This window comes from Streptomyces phaeochromogenes, assembly GCF_001418655.1.
Taxonomy (GTDB): domain Bacteria; phylum Actinomycetota; class Actinomycetes; order Streptomycetales; family Streptomycetaceae; genus Streptomyces; species Streptomyces phaeochromogenes.
The window spans coordinates 1-15,621 of the sequence record NZ_LIQZ01000048.1 but is presented as its reverse complement, the minus strand read 5'-3'; the positions used below and the strand labels follow the sequence as shown (position 1 = coordinate 15,621).

At 68.1% G+C, this 15,621-nt stretch carries 12 protein-coding genes, 1 tRNA gene and 1 pseudogene; 10 read left to right on the top strand and 4 right to left on the bottom strand.

Going from position 1 to position 15,621, the window contains the following annotated elements:
• Position 1 precedes the first annotated feature (1 nt).
• From yidD to rpmH, 3 genes are read right to left on the bottom strand one after another with little or no spacing between them, the layout of a single operon-like run.
• On the bottom strand, positions 2-367 hold the full coding sequence (gene yidD / locus AOK17_RS07155; RefSeq protein ID WP_055611475.1) for a membrane protein insertion efficiency factor YidD: 366 nt from the start codon (positions 365-367) through the stop codon (positions 2-4).
• Entirely contained in the window at positions 364-735 is a 372-nt protein-coding gene (gene rnpA / locus AOK17_RS48115; RefSeq protein WP_079052841.1) for a ribonuclease P protein component, read from the bottom strand. The genes yidD and rnpA overlap by 4 nt, the downstream gene beginning before the upstream one ends.
• A gap of 18 nt (positions 736-753) precedes the next feature.
• Complete coding sequence (rpmH, locus tag AOK17_RS07145) at positions 754-891, bottom strand: 50S ribosomal protein L34 (protein WP_006381191.1); 138 nt, start codon at positions 889-891, stop codon at positions 754-756.
• Positions 892-1,288: 397 nt separating this feature from the next.
• Here rpmH and dnaA point away from each other — a divergent pair, with 397 nt between their 5' ends.
• The 10 genes and pseudogenes from dnaA to AOK17_RS07095 all read left to right on the top strand — a co-directional run bounded on the left by dnaA (position 1,289) and on the right by AOK17_RS07095 (position 14,736).
• Positions 1,289-3,202 (top strand): chromosomal replication initiator protein DnaA, encoded by a 1,914-nt coding sequence (gene dnaA / locus AOK17_RS07140; protein WP_055611473.1) that lies wholly within the window; start codon positions 1,289-1,291, stop codon positions 3,200-3,202.
• 987 nt (positions 3,203-4,189) lie between these two features.
• Positions 4,190-5,320, top strand: a complete 1,131-nt coding sequence (gene dnaN, locus AOK17_RS07135; RefSeq protein ID WP_055611472.1) for a DNA polymerase III subunit beta — start codon at positions 4,190-4,192, stop codon at positions 5,318-5,320.
• 128 nt (positions 5,321-5,448) lie between these two features.
• On the top strand, positions 5,449-6,330 hold the full coding sequence (gnd, locus tag AOK17_RS07130) for a phosphogluconate dehydrogenase (NAD(+)-dependent, decarboxylating) (protein WP_055611471.1): 882 nt from the start codon (positions 5,449-5,451) through the stop codon (positions 6,328-6,330).
• A gap of 120 nt (positions 6,331-6,450) precedes the next feature.
• The gene (gene recF, locus AOK17_RS07125) at positions 6,451-7,575 is read left to right on the top strand and encodes a DNA replication/repair protein RecF (protein WP_055611470.1); all 1,125 of its coding nucleotides are present in this window, start codon (positions 6,451-6,453) and stop codon (positions 7,573-7,575) included.
• Entirely contained in the window at positions 7,572-8,117 is a 546-nt protein-coding gene (locus tag AOK17_RS07120; protein WP_055611469.1) for a DciA family protein, read from the top strand. Before recF ends, AOK17_RS07120 begins: the two co-directional genes overlap by 4 nt.
• Positions 8,118-8,427: 310 nt before the next feature.
• Positions 8,428-10,488 (top strand): DNA topoisomerase (ATP-hydrolyzing) subunit B, encoded by a 2,061-nt coding sequence (gene gyrB / locus AOK17_RS07115; protein ID WP_206190699.1) that lies wholly within the window; start codon positions 8,428-8,430, stop codon positions 10,486-10,488.
• 42 nt (positions 10,489-10,530) lie between these two features.
• Entirely contained in the window at positions 10,531-13,131 is a 2,601-nt protein-coding gene (gene gyrA, locus AOK17_RS07110) for a DNA gyrase subunit A (protein ID WP_055611467.1), read from the top strand.
• An 18-nt stretch (positions 13,132-13,149) separates the two neighbouring features.
• Positions 13,150-13,947, top strand: coding sequence for a DUF3566 domain-containing protein (locus AOK17_RS48105; protein ID WP_079052839.1), 798 nt, complete (start codon positions 13,150-13,152; stop codon positions 13,945-13,947).
• Between the two features lie 190 nt (positions 13,948-14,137).
• Positions 14,138-14,214: transfer RNA gene (locus AOK17_RS07100), tRNA-Ile, on the top strand.
• A gap of 167 nt (positions 14,215-14,381) precedes the next feature.
• Positions 14,382-14,736: pseudogene (locus AOK17_RS07095) on the top strand (VOC family protein).
• A 276-nt stretch (positions 14,737-15,012) separates the two neighbouring features.
• Here AOK17_RS07095 and AOK17_RS07090 read toward each other — a convergent pair.
• Positions 15,013-15,621: hypothetical protein (locus AOK17_RS07090; protein ID WP_055611465.1), on the bottom strand; the 609-nt coding region annotated here is incomplete at its 5' end.

Below are 15,621 nucleotides of genomic sequence, written 5' to 3'. Positions count from 1 at the left end.
ATCAGGCTCCTTGAGCATGGGACGGGGTCTCGGCGGCCGGGCTCGAGGGATGGTTGGACATACCGTGCCCCTCGGTGGCCGGTTCGGCGGCGGAGGTCCCGCCCTTGCGTGCACGCCAGGCGTTACGCAGCATTTCGTGCCACCGCGGACGCTTGCGCGGCGGGACATGGTCCACACCGCCCAGCGACCACGGATTGCACCGCAGGATGCGCCAGGCGGTGAGTGCCGTTCCCTTGATCGCACCGTGCCGGTCGATGGCTTGGTACCCGTAGTGGGAACACGACGGGTAGTACTTGCACACCGGCCCGAGCAACGGGCTGATGGTCCACTGGTACAGCTTGATGAGAGCCAGCAGCGGGTACTTCATCGCGCGCCCCCTCCCAGTAGCCGCTCCAGGGCGGCGTCCAGGTCTCGGGCCAGCTGTGCATGGTCGGCGTCACCCGCACCGGGCAGCGCTCGTACGACTACCAGGCTACCGGGGGTCAGCAGAGCCACTCGGTCACGCATCAGATGGCGAAGCCGGCGCTTCACCTTGTTGCGTACGACGGCCCCGCCCACGGCTTTGCTGACAACGAAACCCGCACGCGTCGGGGGAGCGCTCTCCCCAGGCGCGTGCGGGTCGGTTGCACCGCTACGTAGATGAACGACGAGAAGCGGGCGTCCGGCCCGGCGTCCTCGGCGTACTGCGGTCGCGAAGTCCTCGCGCCGCCTCAGCCGATGCTCGGTAGGCAGCACGTCATGACCTGTTGGTGATCAGGCGGACAGGCTGGCGCGACCCTTGCCACGACGGTTCGCGAGAATCGCTCGGCCGGCGCGGGTGCGCATCCGCAGGCGGAAGCCGTGGGTCTTGGCGCGACGACGGTTGTTCGGCTGGAAGGTGCGCTTGCTCACTCGGGGGCTCCAGAAGAAATCGGTAGTTTCGGGGTGCCGTCTTGGCTGTCACCGTGCGCCCACGAGTAGCTCGCTTACGCCCGAGTGCACCGCTTCCCGATCACTCTTCGCGATCTGTGCCCATCGGAGGCAGGCGGCAGCAGCCATCGACAACTCGACCTGGTTACGGTACGCGCGGCTACGCCATCCGGTCAAACCAGCGCCGCCCGGGAGACACTATCCACAGCCTGGGGACAACAACTTGAACCGCATGGGTCGCCCTGACTACCGTGGCTGGACTCCGGTTCGTTCCCTTCTCCCTGCTCCATCTGATTCGTGCCACCCGCCCCACCCTCAGTTCCAACCCAATCCGTCCCAGGAATCACACGTTCGTGGGACCCGTGAGAGAGCGTGCCCTGTGGCTGACGTACCTGCCGATCTTGCCGCAGTGTGGCCACGAGTATTGGAGCAACTTCTCGGTGAGGGGCGTGGGCAGGGTGTCGAGACGAAGGACGAGCACTGGATCAAGCGCTGCCAGCCGCTGGCACTCGTAGCGGACACCGCGCTGCTCGCGGTGCCCAACGAGTTCGCGAAGGGTGTCCTGGAAGGGCGCCTGGCGCCGATCGTCAGTGAGTCCCTGAGCCGCGAGTGCGGTCGCCCGATCCGTATCGCGATCACCGTCGACGACTCGGTCGGCGAGACCCCGGCCCCGCCGGCGCCGCCCACCCAGTCACAGCAGCGCTACGAGGAGCCCGAGCGCCCCTCCGTGCAGGACCGTGACGGATACCGGGGATACGGCCGCCACCGTGCGAACGACCACATGGACGACCACCCGCAGGGCCGCCCCGACCAGCAGCAGCCCCGCGGGGACCAGCTCCCGACCGCCCGTCCCGCGTACCCCGACTATCAGCGCCCCGATCCCGGCGCCTGGCCGCGGCCCTCTCAGGACGACTACGGCTGGCAGCAGCAGCGGCTCGGCTTCCCTGACCGGGATCCGTACGCGTCGCCCTCCCAGGACTACCGGCAGCAGCCGCCGGACCGCTCTCCCTACGAACAGCAGCGGTCCGACTACGAGCAGCAGCGGTCCGACTACGAGCAGCAGCGGCCCGGGTACGACCAGCCTCGCTCCGACTACGACCAGCGCCCGGACCGCCGCGACCGCCGGCCCGAGCCACCGTCGCAGTCCGGGAACGGGCATGTGCACCGCGGCGGACCCGTCGGCTCCAATCTGCCCGCCTCCAGTGGTGCCCCGGGCCCGCTGGCCGCGCAGCCGGCGCCCGCGACGGGTCCCGGGGAGCCCACCGCGCGCCTCAACCCGAAGTACCTCTTCGACACGTTCGTCATCGGCGCCTCGAACCGTTTCGCGCACGCCGCCGCGGTCGCCGTCGCCGAGGCGCCCGCGAAGGCGTACAACCCCCTCTTCATCTACGGGGAGTCGGGACTCGGCAAGACGCACCTGCTGCACGCGATCGGGCACTACGCGCGCAGCCTCTACCCGGGCACGCGCGTGCGGTACGTGAGCTCGGAGGAGTTCACCAACGAGTTCATCAACTCGATCCGCGACGGCAAGGGCGACAGCTTCCGCAAGCGGTACCGCGAGATGGACATCCTTCTTGTCGACGACATCCAGTTCCTGGCGGACAAGGAGTCGACGCAGGAGGAGTTCTTCCACACGTTCAACACGCTCCACAACGCGAACAAGCAGATCGTGCTCTCCAGCGACCGGCCGCCCAAGCAGCTGGTGACCCTGGAGGACCGGCTGCGGAACCGTTTCGAGTGGGGCCTGATCACCGACGTCCAGCCGCCCGAGCTGGAGACCCGTATCGCCATCCTCCGTAAGAAGGCGGTGCAGGAGCAGCTCAACGCCCCGCCCGAGGTACTGGAGTTCATCGCGTCCCGGATCTCGCGGAACATCCGTGAGCTGGAGGGCGCGCTGATCCGGGTAACGGCGTTCGCGTCGCTCAACCGGCAGCCGGTGGACCTCGGCCTGACCGAGATCGTCCTCAAGGACCTGATCCCCGGCGGCGAGGACTCGTCCCCAGAGATCACCGCGCCGGCCATCATGGCGGCCACCGCCGACTACTTCGGCCTCACCGTGGACGACCTGTGCGGCTCCTCGCGCAGCCGCGTCCTGGTGACGGCACGCCAGATCGCCATGTACCTGTGCCGCGAGCTGACCGACCTCTCGCTGCCGAAGATCGGCGCCCAGTTCGGTGGCCGCGACCACACGACCGTCATGCACGCCGACCGGAAGATCCGCGCGCTGATGGCCGAGCGCCGCTCCATCTACAACCAGGTCACCGAGCTCACGAACCGCATCAAGAACGGCTGACAGCAGCGGCCGTACGTCGCTGAAGGCGCCCCGGGACACGTTCCTGAGGGCGCCTTTCGTCGTTCCGGCACGCCTCCGAAGGCGGCTTCCGCCGCTCTCACACGCCTCCTGAGGGCCCTCGCACTGCCCTCCTTCCGCCCTCAACGGCCCGCATACGACCCTCTCGGCCGCGCCCGGAGTCGCTCCGCCGACACCCGAAGACCATCCGTTGTTCGAATACGCGCCCTGGTTACGGGCGCCCTCCACAGATTTGGGGACTTTCTCGCGTCCACATCCTGGGGACTGCGAAGTTGTCCAGATCGTGTCCACAGGGTGCGCTGCTGAAAGAGCATCAGACCAGGTCAGCCGGTTGTGGATTCGTGGACGAACGATCTCCACAGACTGTGGACGACGAGATGATCCACAGGGTGTGCAGAAAGTTGTCCACCGGCAGCCCACAGGCTGGGGACGGTTGTCCCCAGCGATCCTCGGCTTCTCCACACCGCTGTCCACTGTTCGGCAACGTGACGCGCCTCCTCACCGTGTCGAGTGAAAGGCGTCACACGAAGGTGCCGGGTTGGGCTGTGGGGAACGTGGGTAAACCTGGGGACGGCGCTGGGGAGAAGTGGCCCCCGCCTGTGCATCGGGTGTGCAGAACTTTTCCCCGTCCACAGAAGACGCCAGTTTTCCACCGCCTCCGCCCACAGGGCCAGTGGACAAAAAACCGACCCTGACCTGCGAATACGGGGTTATCCACGGTATCCACAGCCCCTACTACTACTCCCAACTAGAAAGTGTCTGGGAATCGATTCGAAGTGGGGGCTGTGCACAACTCACGCTCGGCGCCTCAGCTGCCGCTCGGAACGACTTGACCCCGAGGGGCACCGACTGTCAGTGCGGTGCGTCAGACTGTTCCCCGGTGTCCTTCCCATGACCGGGCTGAGCGACACCGAGTCAGACGACGAGGCAGCAGGGCGAGAGCGCCGGCAACAGACGGAGGCGGCAACGGTGAAGATCCGGGTGGAACGCGACGTACTCGCGGAGGCAGTGGCCTGGGCGGCACGCAGCCTCCCGGCCCGTCCACCGGCGCCTGTGCTCGCCGGCCTTCTGCTGAAGGCCGAAGAGGGCGCGCTGAGTCTCTCCAGCTTCGACTACGAGGTTTCGGCACGGGTCTCGGTGGACGCCGAGATCGACGAGGAAGGCACGGTGCTCGTCTCCGGCCGCCTGCTCGCCGACATCTGCCGCGCTCTCCCCAACCGGCCGGTGGAGATTTCCACAGACGGTGTACGGGCGACCGTGGTCTGCGGCTCCTCACGCTTCACCCTGCACACACTGCCTGTGGAGGAATACCCGGCGCTGCCGCAGATGCCGTCGGCGACCGGCACCGTCCCCGGTGAGGTCTTCGCCTCCGCCGCGGCCCAGGTGGCCATCGCCGCGGGCCGTGACGACACGCTGCCCGTGCTCACCGGTGTGCGCATCGAGATCGAGGGCGACACGGTCACCCTGGCGTCCACCGACCGCTACCGCTTCGCCGTTCGCGAGTTCCTGTGGAAGCCGGAGAACCCCGAGGCGTCCGCGGTGGCCCTGGTGCCCGCCAAGACGCTCCTGGACACCGCCAAGGCCCTCACAAGCGGCGACAGCGTCATCCTGGCGCTGTCCGGCTCCGGTGCCGGAGAGGGCCTCATCGGCTTCGAGGGCGCGGGACGGCGGACGACCACGCGTCTGCTGGAGGGCGACCTCCCGAAGTACCGCTCGCTGTTCCCGACGGAGTTCAACTCCATCGCCGTGATCGAGACCGCCCCCTTCGTGGAGGCCGTCAAGCGCGTGGCCCTGGTCGCCGAGCGGAACACCCCGGTGCGGCTCTCCTTCGAGCAGGGCGTGCTGATCCTGGAGGCCGGTTCCAGCGACGACGCACAGGCTGTGGAAAGGGTCGACGCCCAGCTGGAGGGCGACGACGTCTCGATCGCCTTCAACCCCACGTTCCTGCTCGACGGCCTGAGCGCCATCGACTCCCCGGTGGCGCAGCTCTCCTTCACGACGTCCACCAAGCCGGCGCTCCTCAGCGGCAAGCCCGCCTTGGACGCGGAGGCGGACGAGGCGTACAAGTACCTGATCATGCCGGTGCGGCTCAGCGGCTGACCAAGGCCGCAGGTGGGGGCGTACGTCTGAGCGGCTATGCCCACAGGTGTGCAGGAGCGTCCGGGTTTAGGCTCGGACGCAGGTACGAAAGTGCCCTCCTGCCACATCGCTAGTGAAGGAACAACCTGATGGAGCTCGGTCTCGTCGGCCTCGGCAAGATGGGCGGCAACATGCGCGAGCGCATTCGCCGCGCAGGCCACACCGTCATCGGATACGACCGCAATCCGGATGTCGCCGATGTCCACAGCCTCGAAGAGCTTGTGGGCAAGCTCAAGGGTCCGCGTGTGGTGTGGGTGATGGTCCCGGCCGGTGCGGCCACCCAGTCGACGGTCGACGAGCTCGCCGAGCTCCTGGAGCCCGGCGACGTCGTCGTGGACGGCGGCAACTCGCGCTGGACGGACGACGAGAAGCACGCCGAGGAGCTGGCGGCCAAGGGCATCGGCTTCGTCGACTGCGGCGTCTCGGGCGGCGTCTGGGGCCTGCAGAACGGCTATGCGCTGATGTACGGCGGCGACGCCGAGAACATCGCCAAGGTCCAGCCGGTCTTCGACGCCCTCAAGCCCGAGGGCGACGCCGGCGTCGGCGCCGTCCACGCGGGCAAGGTGGGCGCGGGCCACTTCTCGAAGATGGTCCACAACGGCATCGAGTACGCGATGATGCAGGCCTACGCCGAGGGCTGGGAGCTCCTGGAGAAGGTCGACTCGGTCACCGACGTGCGCGAGGTCTTCCGCTCCTGGCAGGAGGGCACCGTCATCCGTTCCTGGCTGCTCGACCTCGCGGTCAACGCGCTGGACGAGGACGAGCACCTGGAGAAGCTGCGCGGCTACGCACAGGACTCCGGCGAGGGCCGGTGGACCGTGGAAGCCGCCATCGACCACGCGGTGCCGCTGCCCGCGATCACCGCGTCGCTGTTCGCGCGGTTCTCGTCCCGGCAGGACGACTCCCCGCAGATGAAGATGGTCGCGGCGCTGCGGAACCAGTTCGGCGGCCACGCGGTCGAGAAGAAGTGAACCCGCCGAAGTGAGGTCGAAGTGAAACCGTCGAACAGCCGGTCCGTCGAGTAGCCGGAAGAAACAATCCACAGGTCCGCGCCGCGGATCCACAACTCTGGGGGAGGTCGGTGAACGACCATGCACGTCACGCATCTGTCGCTGGCCGACTTCCGCTCGTACGCCCGGGTCGAGGTCCCGCTCGACCCGGGCGTCACCGCGTTCGTGGGGCCCAACGGACAGGGCAAGACCAACCTCGTCGAGGCGGTCGGCTATCTCGCCACCCTCGGCAGCCACCGTGTCTCGTCCGACGCGCCCCTCGTGCGGATGGGCGCCGACCGGGCGATCATCCGGGCCAATGTCCGGCAGGGCGAGCGTCAGCAGCTCGTCGAGCTGGAGCTGAACCCCGGCAAGGCCAACCGCGCCCGCATCAACAGGTCCTCGCAGGTCAGACCCCGTGACGTGCTGGGCATCGTACGCACCGTGCTGTTCGCGCCCGAGGATCTCGCGCTGGTCAAGGGTGATCCGGGCGAGCGCCGGCGCTTCCTCGACGAGCTGATCACCGCGCGCTCCCCGCGCATGGCGGGCGTGCGCTCGGACTACGACCGCGTCCTGCGGCAGCGCAACACGCTCCTGAAGTCGGCCGCACTCGCGCGTCGGCACGGTGGCCGCACGATGGACCTGTCCACGCTCGACGTCTGGGACCAGCACCTCGCGCGCGTGGGCGCCGAACTGCTCTCCCAGCGCCTCGACCTGGTCGCCGCGATCCAGCCGCTGGCGGACAAGGCGTACGAGCAACTGGCGCCGGGCGGCGGTCCGGTGGCCCTGGAGTACAAGCCCTCGTCGCCCGAGATCACCGGCCACGCGCGCGAGGAGCTGTACGAGCAGCTGATGGCCGCGATGGTGGAGACGCGCAAGTCGGAGATCGAGCGGGGCGTCACCCTGGTCGGACCGCATCGCGACGAACTACTGCTCAAACTTGGCGAGCTGCCCGCGAAGGGATACGCCTCACACGGCGAGTCCTGGTCGTACGCGCTGGCGCTGCGCCTGGCCTCGTACGACCTGTTGCGGGCCGAGGGCAACGAGCCGGTGCTGGTTCTCGACGACGTGTTCGCCGAGCTGGACACCCGTCGCCGCGAACGCCTCGCCGAGCTGGTCGCCCCGGGCGAGCAGGTGCTGGTGACGGCCGCGGTCGACGACGACGTACCAGGTGTACTGACGGGGACGCGGTTCACCGTGTCCGGGGGCACGGTGGAGCGCGTATGAGCGAGAACACACCAGAGCCGAAGCCCGAGCCGGCGAAGGGCCCCGAACCCTCCGGCGTCGACCTCGCGCGCGTGGCTCTGCGCGCCGCGAAGGAACAGGCACGCGCGCGTGGGGACGCGGTGCGGCAGAAGAAGCAGGCGCGGCGCGGCGGTCTGCGCTCGGGCGCGCACGCCGACGGGCGGGACCCGATGGCGCTCGGCTCCGCCATCAACCGGCTCATCACCGAGCGCGGCTGGGAGGCCCCGGCCGCCGTCGGCGGTGTCATGGGCCGCTGGCCGCAGATCGTCGGCGACGACCTGGCCAACCACTGCGTACCCGAGAAGTACGACGAGGACGAGCGCGTGCTGATCGTGCGGTGCGACTCGACGGCCTGGGCGACCAACCTGCGGCTGCTCGCTCCGCAGCTGGTCGCACGCCTGAACGAGGACCTCGGGCACGGCACGGTGAGGCTGATCAAGGTGCTCGGCCCCGGTGGCCCCGTCCAGCGTTTCGGCCCCTTGCGCGCGCCTGGCAGCACGGGCCCCGGTGACACCTACGGGTGAGCCAGACCGGACGGTATGCCGTTCGTAGCGGGGGGTTGACACCTCGAAGCGCTGAGTGCCGCTCTGCGCCTCTTTGAGCCCGGGTCCGCATATGGGGAGTCGGTGGAGACCGGTTCAGGGCGGCACATGCGGACTCAGGTACCGGCAAACCCCCATCACTGTCGGCGCTACCGGTAGACTGGAGGCTAATCCCGCCCCACTTGTGGGACGCACCGAGCAACGCTGACTAAGGCTTACCAACGCAACACGCCGCAGCCGCTCCGGCCACCCGCCGGGAGCTTGGCTTGTGCTGTGCCAGAAAGGGCGCTTCGTGGCCGATTCCGGCAACCCCAACGAGAACATCCCGTCCACCGACGCCGGCGCGAACGGCGGGGCCACTACCTCGAACGGCGAGGTCACTGCCTCGTACGACGCCAGCGCCATCACCGTCCTCGAGGGTCTGGACGCGGTCCGCAAGCGACCCGGCATGTACATCGGCTCGACCGGTGAGCGTGGTCTTCATCACCTTGTGTACGAGGTGGTCGACAACTCCGTCGACGAGGCGCTGGCCGGGCACGCGGACACGATCGACGTCACGATCCTCGCCGACGGCGGCGTGCGCGTCGTCGACAACGGCCGCGGCATCCCGGTGGGCATCGTCGCCTCCGAGGGAAAGCCCGCCGTCGAGGTCGTCCTGACCGTGCTGCACGCGGGCGGCAAGTTCGGCGGCGGCGGCTACGCGGTCTCCGGCGGTCTGCACGGCGTGGGCGTCTCCGTCGTGAACGCGCTGTCCACCAAGGTGGCCGTCGAGATCAGGACCGACGGACACCGCTGGACGCAGGACTACAAGCTGGGCGTGCCGACGGCTCCGCTGGCCCAGCACGAGGCCATCGACGAGACCGGCACGTCGGTCACCTTCTGGGCCGACGGGGACATCTTCGAGACCACGGACTACTCCTTCGAGACGCTCTCGCGGCGCTTCCAGGAGATGGCGTTCCTCAACAAGGGTTTGACGATCAAACTCACTGATGAGCGTGACTCGGCGAAGGCCACGGTGGGCGCCGACGAGGCGGGTGCGGACGAGCCCGAAGATGTCAAGACCGTCACGTACCACTACGAAGGCGGCATCGTCGACTTCGTGACGTACCTCAACTCCCGCAAGGGCGAGGTCGTCCACCCCACCGTGATCGACATCGAGGCCGAGGACAAGGAGCGCATGCTCTCCCTCGAGGTCGCGATGCAGTGGAACGGCGGTTACAGCGAGGGTGTGTACTCCTTCGCCAACACCATCCACACCCATGAGGGCGGTACGCACGAGGAGGGCTTCCGTGCGGCGCTCACCGGTCTCATCAACCGGTACGCGCGCGACAAGAAGCTGCTGCGCGAGAAGGACGACAACCTCACGGGCGACGACATCCGCGAGGGTCTGACGGCGATCATCTCGATCAAGCTGGGCGAGCCGCAGTTCGAGGGCCAGACCAAGACCAAGCTGGGCAACACCGAGGCGAAGACCTTCGTCCAGAAGGTCGTCCACGAGCACATCAGCGACTGGCTGGACCGCAACCCGAACGAGGCCGCGGACATCATCCGCAAGTCCATCCAGGCGGCCACCGCGCGCGTGGCGGCCCGCAAGGCCCGTGACCTCACCCGTCGCAAGGGGCTTCTGGAGACGGCGTCCCTGCCGGGCAAGCTGAGCGACTGCCAGTCGAACGACCCCACCAAGTGCGAGATCTTCATCGTCGAGGGTGACTCCGCCGGCGGCTCGGCCAAGTCCGGCCGGAACCCGGAGTACCAGGCGATCCTCCCGATCCGGGGAAAGATCCTCAACGTCGAGAAGGCGCGGATCGACAAGATCCTGCAGAACCAGGAGATCCAGGCACTGATCTCCGCCTTCGGCACCGGAGTCCACGAGGACTTCGACATCGCCAAGCTCCGCTATCACAAGATCATCCTGATGGCGGACGCCGACGTCGACGGACAGCACATCAACACCCTGCTGCTGACCTTCCTGTTCCGCTTCATGCGGCCGCTGGTCGAGGCCGGGCACGTGTTCCTGTCCCGTCCGCCGCTCTACAAGATCAAGTGGGGCCGGGACGACTTCGAGTACGCGTACTCGGACCGTGAGCGCGACGCCCTGATCGAGCTCGGCCGCCAGTCGGGCAAGCGCGTCAGGGAAGACTCGATCCAGCGCTTCAAGGGTCTCGGTGAGATGAACGCCGAGGAGCTGCGCATCACGACGATGGACCAGGAGCACCGCGTTCTCGGTCAGGTCACGCTCGACGACGCCGCCCAGGCCGACGACCTGTTCTCGGTCCTGATGGGCGAGGACGTCGAGGCACGCCGCGCGTTCATCCAGCGCAACGCCAAGGACGTCCGCTTCCTCGACATCTGAGTCGGTCTCAGCTGACCGCGCCAGAAAGGATCTTCACCAGCAATGACCGACGAGACACCTCTTCCTCCCACTGGTCCGATCGTCCCTGAAGAGGGCGAGATCGCCCTGCGTGTCGAGCCCGTCGGGCTCGAGACCGAGATGCAGCGCTCGTACCTCGACTACGCGATGTCCGTCATCGTGTCGCGCGCGCTGCCCGACGTACGGGACGGTCTCAAGCCCGTCCACCGCCGCGTCCTGTACGCCATGTACGACGGCGGCTACCGGCCCGAGAAGGGCTTCTACAAGTGCGCCCGCGTCGTCGGCGACGTCATGGGCACCTACCACCCGCACGGCGACTCCTCGATCTACGACGCGCTGGTCCGTCTCGCGCAGCCGTGGTCGATGCGGATGCCGCTGGTGGACTCCAACGGCAACTTCGGCTCTCCCGGCAACGACCCGGCCGCCGCCATGCGGTACACCGAGTGCAAGCTGAAGCCGCTGTCCATGGAGATGGTCCGTGACATCGACGAGGAGACCGTCGACTTCACGGACAACTACGACGGCCGCAACCAGGAGCCGACGGTTCTGCCGGCGCGCTTCCCGAACCTGCTGATCAACGGCTCGGCGGGCATCGCGGTCGGCATGGCGACGAACATCCCGCCGCACAACCTGCGCGAGGTCGCGTCCGGCGCCCAGTGGTACCTGGAGAACCCGGAGGCCTCGCACGAGGAGCTTCTGGACGCCCTGATCGAGCGCATCAAGGGCCCCGACTTCCCCAGTGGCGCCCTCGTAGTGGGCCGTAAGGGCATCGAGGAGGCGTACCGCACGGGCCGTGGCTCCATCACGATGCGCGCGGTCGTCGACGTCGAGGAGATCCAGAACCGCCAGTGCCTGGTGGTCACCGAACTCCCCTACCAGGTCAACCCCGACAACCTCGCGCAGAAGATCGCCGACCTGGTGAAGGACGGCAAGGTCGGCGGCATCGCGGACGTCCGCGACGAGACGTCGTCCCGTACGGGCCAGCGCCTCGTCATCGTCCTGAAGCGGGACGCGGTCGCCAAGGTCGTGCTGAACAACCTCTACAAGCACACCGACCTGCAGACGAACTTCGGCGCGAACATGCTGGCCCTGGTGGACGGCGTACCGAGGACACTGTCCCTGGACGCCTTCATCCGGCACTGGGTGACGCACCAGGTCGAGGTCATCGTCCGCCGTACGCGCTTCCGGCTGCGCAAGGCCGAGGAGCGCGCGCACATCCTGCGTGGCCTCCTGAAGGCCCTGGACGCCATCGACGACGTCATCGCGCTGATCCGGCGCAGTGACACCGTCGAGATCGCGCGAGAGGGCCTCATGGGCCTCCTGGAGATCGACGAGATCCAGGCCAACGCGATCCTCGAGATGCAGCTGCGCCGGCTGGCCGCTCTGGAGCGCCAGAAGATCGTCTCCGAGCACGACGAGCTCCAGGCGAAGATCCGCGAGTACAACGCGATCCTGGCCTCGCCCGTGCGTCAGCGCGGCATCATCAGCGAGGAACTGGCCGCGATCGTCGAGAAGTTCGGCGACGACCGCCGGTCCAAGCTGGTCCCCTTCGACGGCGACATGTCCATGGAGGACCTGATCGCCGAAGAGGACATCGTCGTCACCATCTCGCGCGGCGGCTACGTCAAGCGCACCAAGACGGACGACTACCGCTCCCAGAAGCGCGGCGGCAAGGGCGTACGCGGCACGAAGCTCAAGGAAGACGACATCGTCGACCACTTCTTCGTGTCGACGACGCACCACTGGCTGCTGTTCTTCACCAACAAGGGCCGCGTCTACCGCGCGAAGGCGTACGAACTCCCGGACGCCGGACGTGACGCGCGTGGACAGCACGTCGCCAACCTGCTGGCGTTCCAGCCGGACGAGGCGATCGCCGAGATCCTCGCGATCCGCGACTACGAGGCGGCGCCCTATCTGGTGCTGGCCACGAAGGGCGGACTTGTGAAGAAGACGCCCTTGAAGGATTACGATTCACCGCGTTCGGGCGGCGTCATCGCGATCAACCTCCGTGAAACGGAGGACGGTTCTGATGACGAACTGATCGGTGCGGAACTGGTTTCGGCAGAGGATGATCTGCTTCTGATCAGCAGGAAGGCGCAATCGATCAGGTTCACGGCGACGGATGACGCATTGCGTCCCATGGGCCGTGCGACCTCGGGCGTAAAGGGCATGAGCTTCCGTGAGGGAGACCAGCTGCTCTCGATGAATGTTGTTCGACCCGGTACGTTCGTGTTCACTGCCACAGACGGCGGGTACGCGAAGCGGACCAACGTCGACGAGTACCGCGTCCAGGGTCGCGGTGGCCTTGGTATCAAGGCCGCCAAGATCGTCGAGGACCGCGGCTCGCTGGTCGGCGCGCTGGTGGTCGAGGGGACCGACGAGATCCTCGCCATCACGCTGTCGGGCGGTGTGATTCGTACGCGAGTCAACGAGGTCAGGGAGACGGGCCGTGACACCATGGGCGTCCAACTGATCAACCTGGGCAAGCGCGATGCCGTTGTCGGTATCGCTCGAAACGCCGAGGCCGGTCGCGAGGCCGAGGAAGTCGACGGCGCGGTCGACGACTCGGACGAGGTCGAAACGGTCGCCGGTACGGACGAGGGCGAGCCGTCCTCGGACGAGTAGCGCGAGGAGAGAGTCATCGTGAGCGGAGCCACGGGCGCCGGTTCTACCGGTACGGAAAAGGACGGCGGCCGTGGCCCCGCCACGGAGGCGACTGACTCCCATGACTCTCATGGATCCCAGGGGGGAACTGTGACGGACACCAGAGGCCCGCAGACGCCGCAGTACGCGGCGGGCGCGGCCCCAGGCTCGCCGGTGCCTCCGGGCCCGGCGCCTTCCCCGGGGCCGGGACCAGCCCCGGGCCCGGCGGCTCCGGTGGGGGGCCACACGCCTCCCGTGGGCCAGCCTGCTCCCGTGGGCGCGCCGCCGCCCCCGGGATCGCCGCTGCCGGGGGAACGGCAGCCGCAGCAGACCTCTCAGCCGTACCACCCGCCGCAGGCGTACCCGGCACAGCAGGCGGCCACCGGCGCTGTCCGCAGGCCGCGCACCGGGGCCCGTACGACGCCCCGCACGCGCAAGGCGCGTCTGCGGGTGGCCAAGGCCGACCCGTGGTCGGTGATGAAGGTCAGCTTCCTGCTCTCCATCGCGCTCGGCATCTGCACGATCGTCGCGGCCGCGGTCCTGTGGATGGTCATGGACGCCATGGGCGTCTTCTCCACGGTGGGCGGCACGATCTCCGAGGCCACCGGCTCGAACGAGTCCAACGGCTTCGACCTGCAGTCCTTCCTGTCGCTGCCGCGTGTGCTCATCTTCACGTCGATCATCGCGGTCATCGACGTCGTCCTCGCCACCGCGCTCGCCACCCTCGGAGCGTTCATCTACAACCTCTCCGCGGGCTTCGTCGGCGGTATCGAGCTGACGCTCGCAGAGGACGAGTAAAACGTTGTCGTAACCGCTTCCTGCTTGGAGCGCATCTCCTGTGGGGGATGCGCTCTCACGCTGTCCGGGCATGCGTTCTCACGCCGTCCGGGCAGGCTGGAGTGGGGCTCGGATACCGATTTTGGGACTGACCCCGTCGTGCGCTAATCTTCAGAGGTCAGCGCGCGGGACATACACCGCACAGCGCGGCGGGGCTATAGCTCAGTTGGTTAGAGCGCATCCCTGATAAGGATGAGGCCACAGGTTCAAATCCTGTTAGCCCCACCAGTTCAAAGACCCTCAGGCCATTATGCCTGGGGGTCTTTGGCATGCACGGCTCGTATCGGGCTGCCGGTGCGAGGGCGACGTCGTGGCCAAGGGCCTTGAGCCGGCGGACCAGGTCGCGGGTCCGGCGGGTGGGGCCGATGAGGTGCTGGTGGGCCCAGGCTCGGTGGATGACCTTGGAATGGGAACAGGTGCTCGTCCACTCGGAAGATCCGGCGGCCCTGGGGCAGTGGTGGGCCGAGGCTCTGGGCCGGGTTGTCGTCCACTCCTCCGACGAGGAGTTCGAGATCCGCCAGACGCCGGATCGCCTGCCGGGGATGGACTTCGTCCGGATCGACGAGAGCAAGAAGGTCAAGAGCCGGTTGCATCTCGACTTCCGGCCCGACGACCAGGCCGCCGAGGTGGCCCGCCTTGAGGAGCATGGCGCGAAGCGCGTCGACATCGGCCAGGGGTGAGCAGCCGTGGGTTGTCATGGCAGACCCCGAAGGCAATGAGTTCTGTGTCCTTGGGCAACGGCAACAGTGAATCCCGTAGAGCCTTGTGATCCCTTGGGTATCTGTGGTCACTGAGATCTCTGCGAGTCCTGTCCCGGGAGTCTCAGGAGCCCTGGGAATCCCTGAGAGCGCGTCCCCCGGGGTGGCCGGGGACTTCCGCGTCCCGCTGCTGACCGGCCGTCAGGGAACGCGCGGCGCCCCCCTGCTGCGATGTGCAGGGGGGGCGCTCACAGTCCGGTCGACGTGCCTCCCGAGCTTGTCGGCCGGAGTCCGGGGGGTAGGGGCGGAGCGAGGAGCCTGATCCAGGTCAGTCGCTGCCTCGGAGTTCCTCGACGACCCGGGTCAGGTTGTCCTCCAGCGCCAGCATGCGTGTGTGGCGGTGGATATGGGCGTACTGCGCCTCTGTCTCCTGGGCGTCCCTCCACGCGCGCGTGTCGGCGTCCCCGGCCCGGCGCACGTGCTGGAAGAGCGGGACCTCCCGGGGTGCCAGGGTCCAGGAGAGCGGCCGGCCCCCTGCGACGAGGCTCAGGACGTGCCAGCCGCCTGCCGTGCCGTCGGGTGTCGGTGCCTGCGACACGACGGCGGACGCCGGGTGCAGTGCGGCAAGCCAGGAGAGGAGATACGCCCGCTCGCGCGCCACGACGTCGCGCTCGCGCGCGTACGCGTCGGCGTGCCGCTTCCAGCGGGCCGTCTGAGCCCTGGACGTGCTCAGGTCGTTCCCGAGGCGCTGGAGGAGATCCGCCCACCGGTCTGCCGTGTCGGGGGCCGCGGCGGGGGCTGCGACGGGAGTCCGCAGGAGGCTGCCGAAGAACCTGCGTGAGCTGCGTGGGCGACGTGACCGGCCTGCGGATGCGAGGGATCCGCGTCGGCCGAACCGCTTCGGGCGGGGGTCGGGCCCAGCCGGGAGGGGCGGCAG

What these genes read in the sequence shown, in the direction of transcription:
- yidD (WP_055611475.1), bottom strand. Translation starts at nt 367, where the DNA reads ATGAAGTACCCGCTGCTGGCTCTCATCAAGCTGTACCAGTGGACCATC.
- gnd (WP_055611471.1), top strand. Translation starts at nt 5,449, where the DNA reads ATGGAGCTCGGTCTCGTCGGCCTCGGCAAGATGGGCGGCAACATGCGC.
- recF (WP_055611470.1), top strand. Translation starts at nt 6,451, where the DNA reads ATGCACGTCACGCATCTGTCGCTGGCCGACTTCCGCTCGTACGCCCGG.
- AOK17_RS07120 (WP_055611469.1), top strand. Translation starts at nt 7,572, where the DNA reads ATGAGCGAGAACACACCAGAGCCGAAGCCCGAGCCGGCGAAGGGCCCC.
- gyrA (WP_055611467.1), top strand. Translation starts at nt 10,531, where the DNA reads ATGACCGACGAGACACCTCTTCCTCCCACTGGTCCGATCGTCCCTGAA.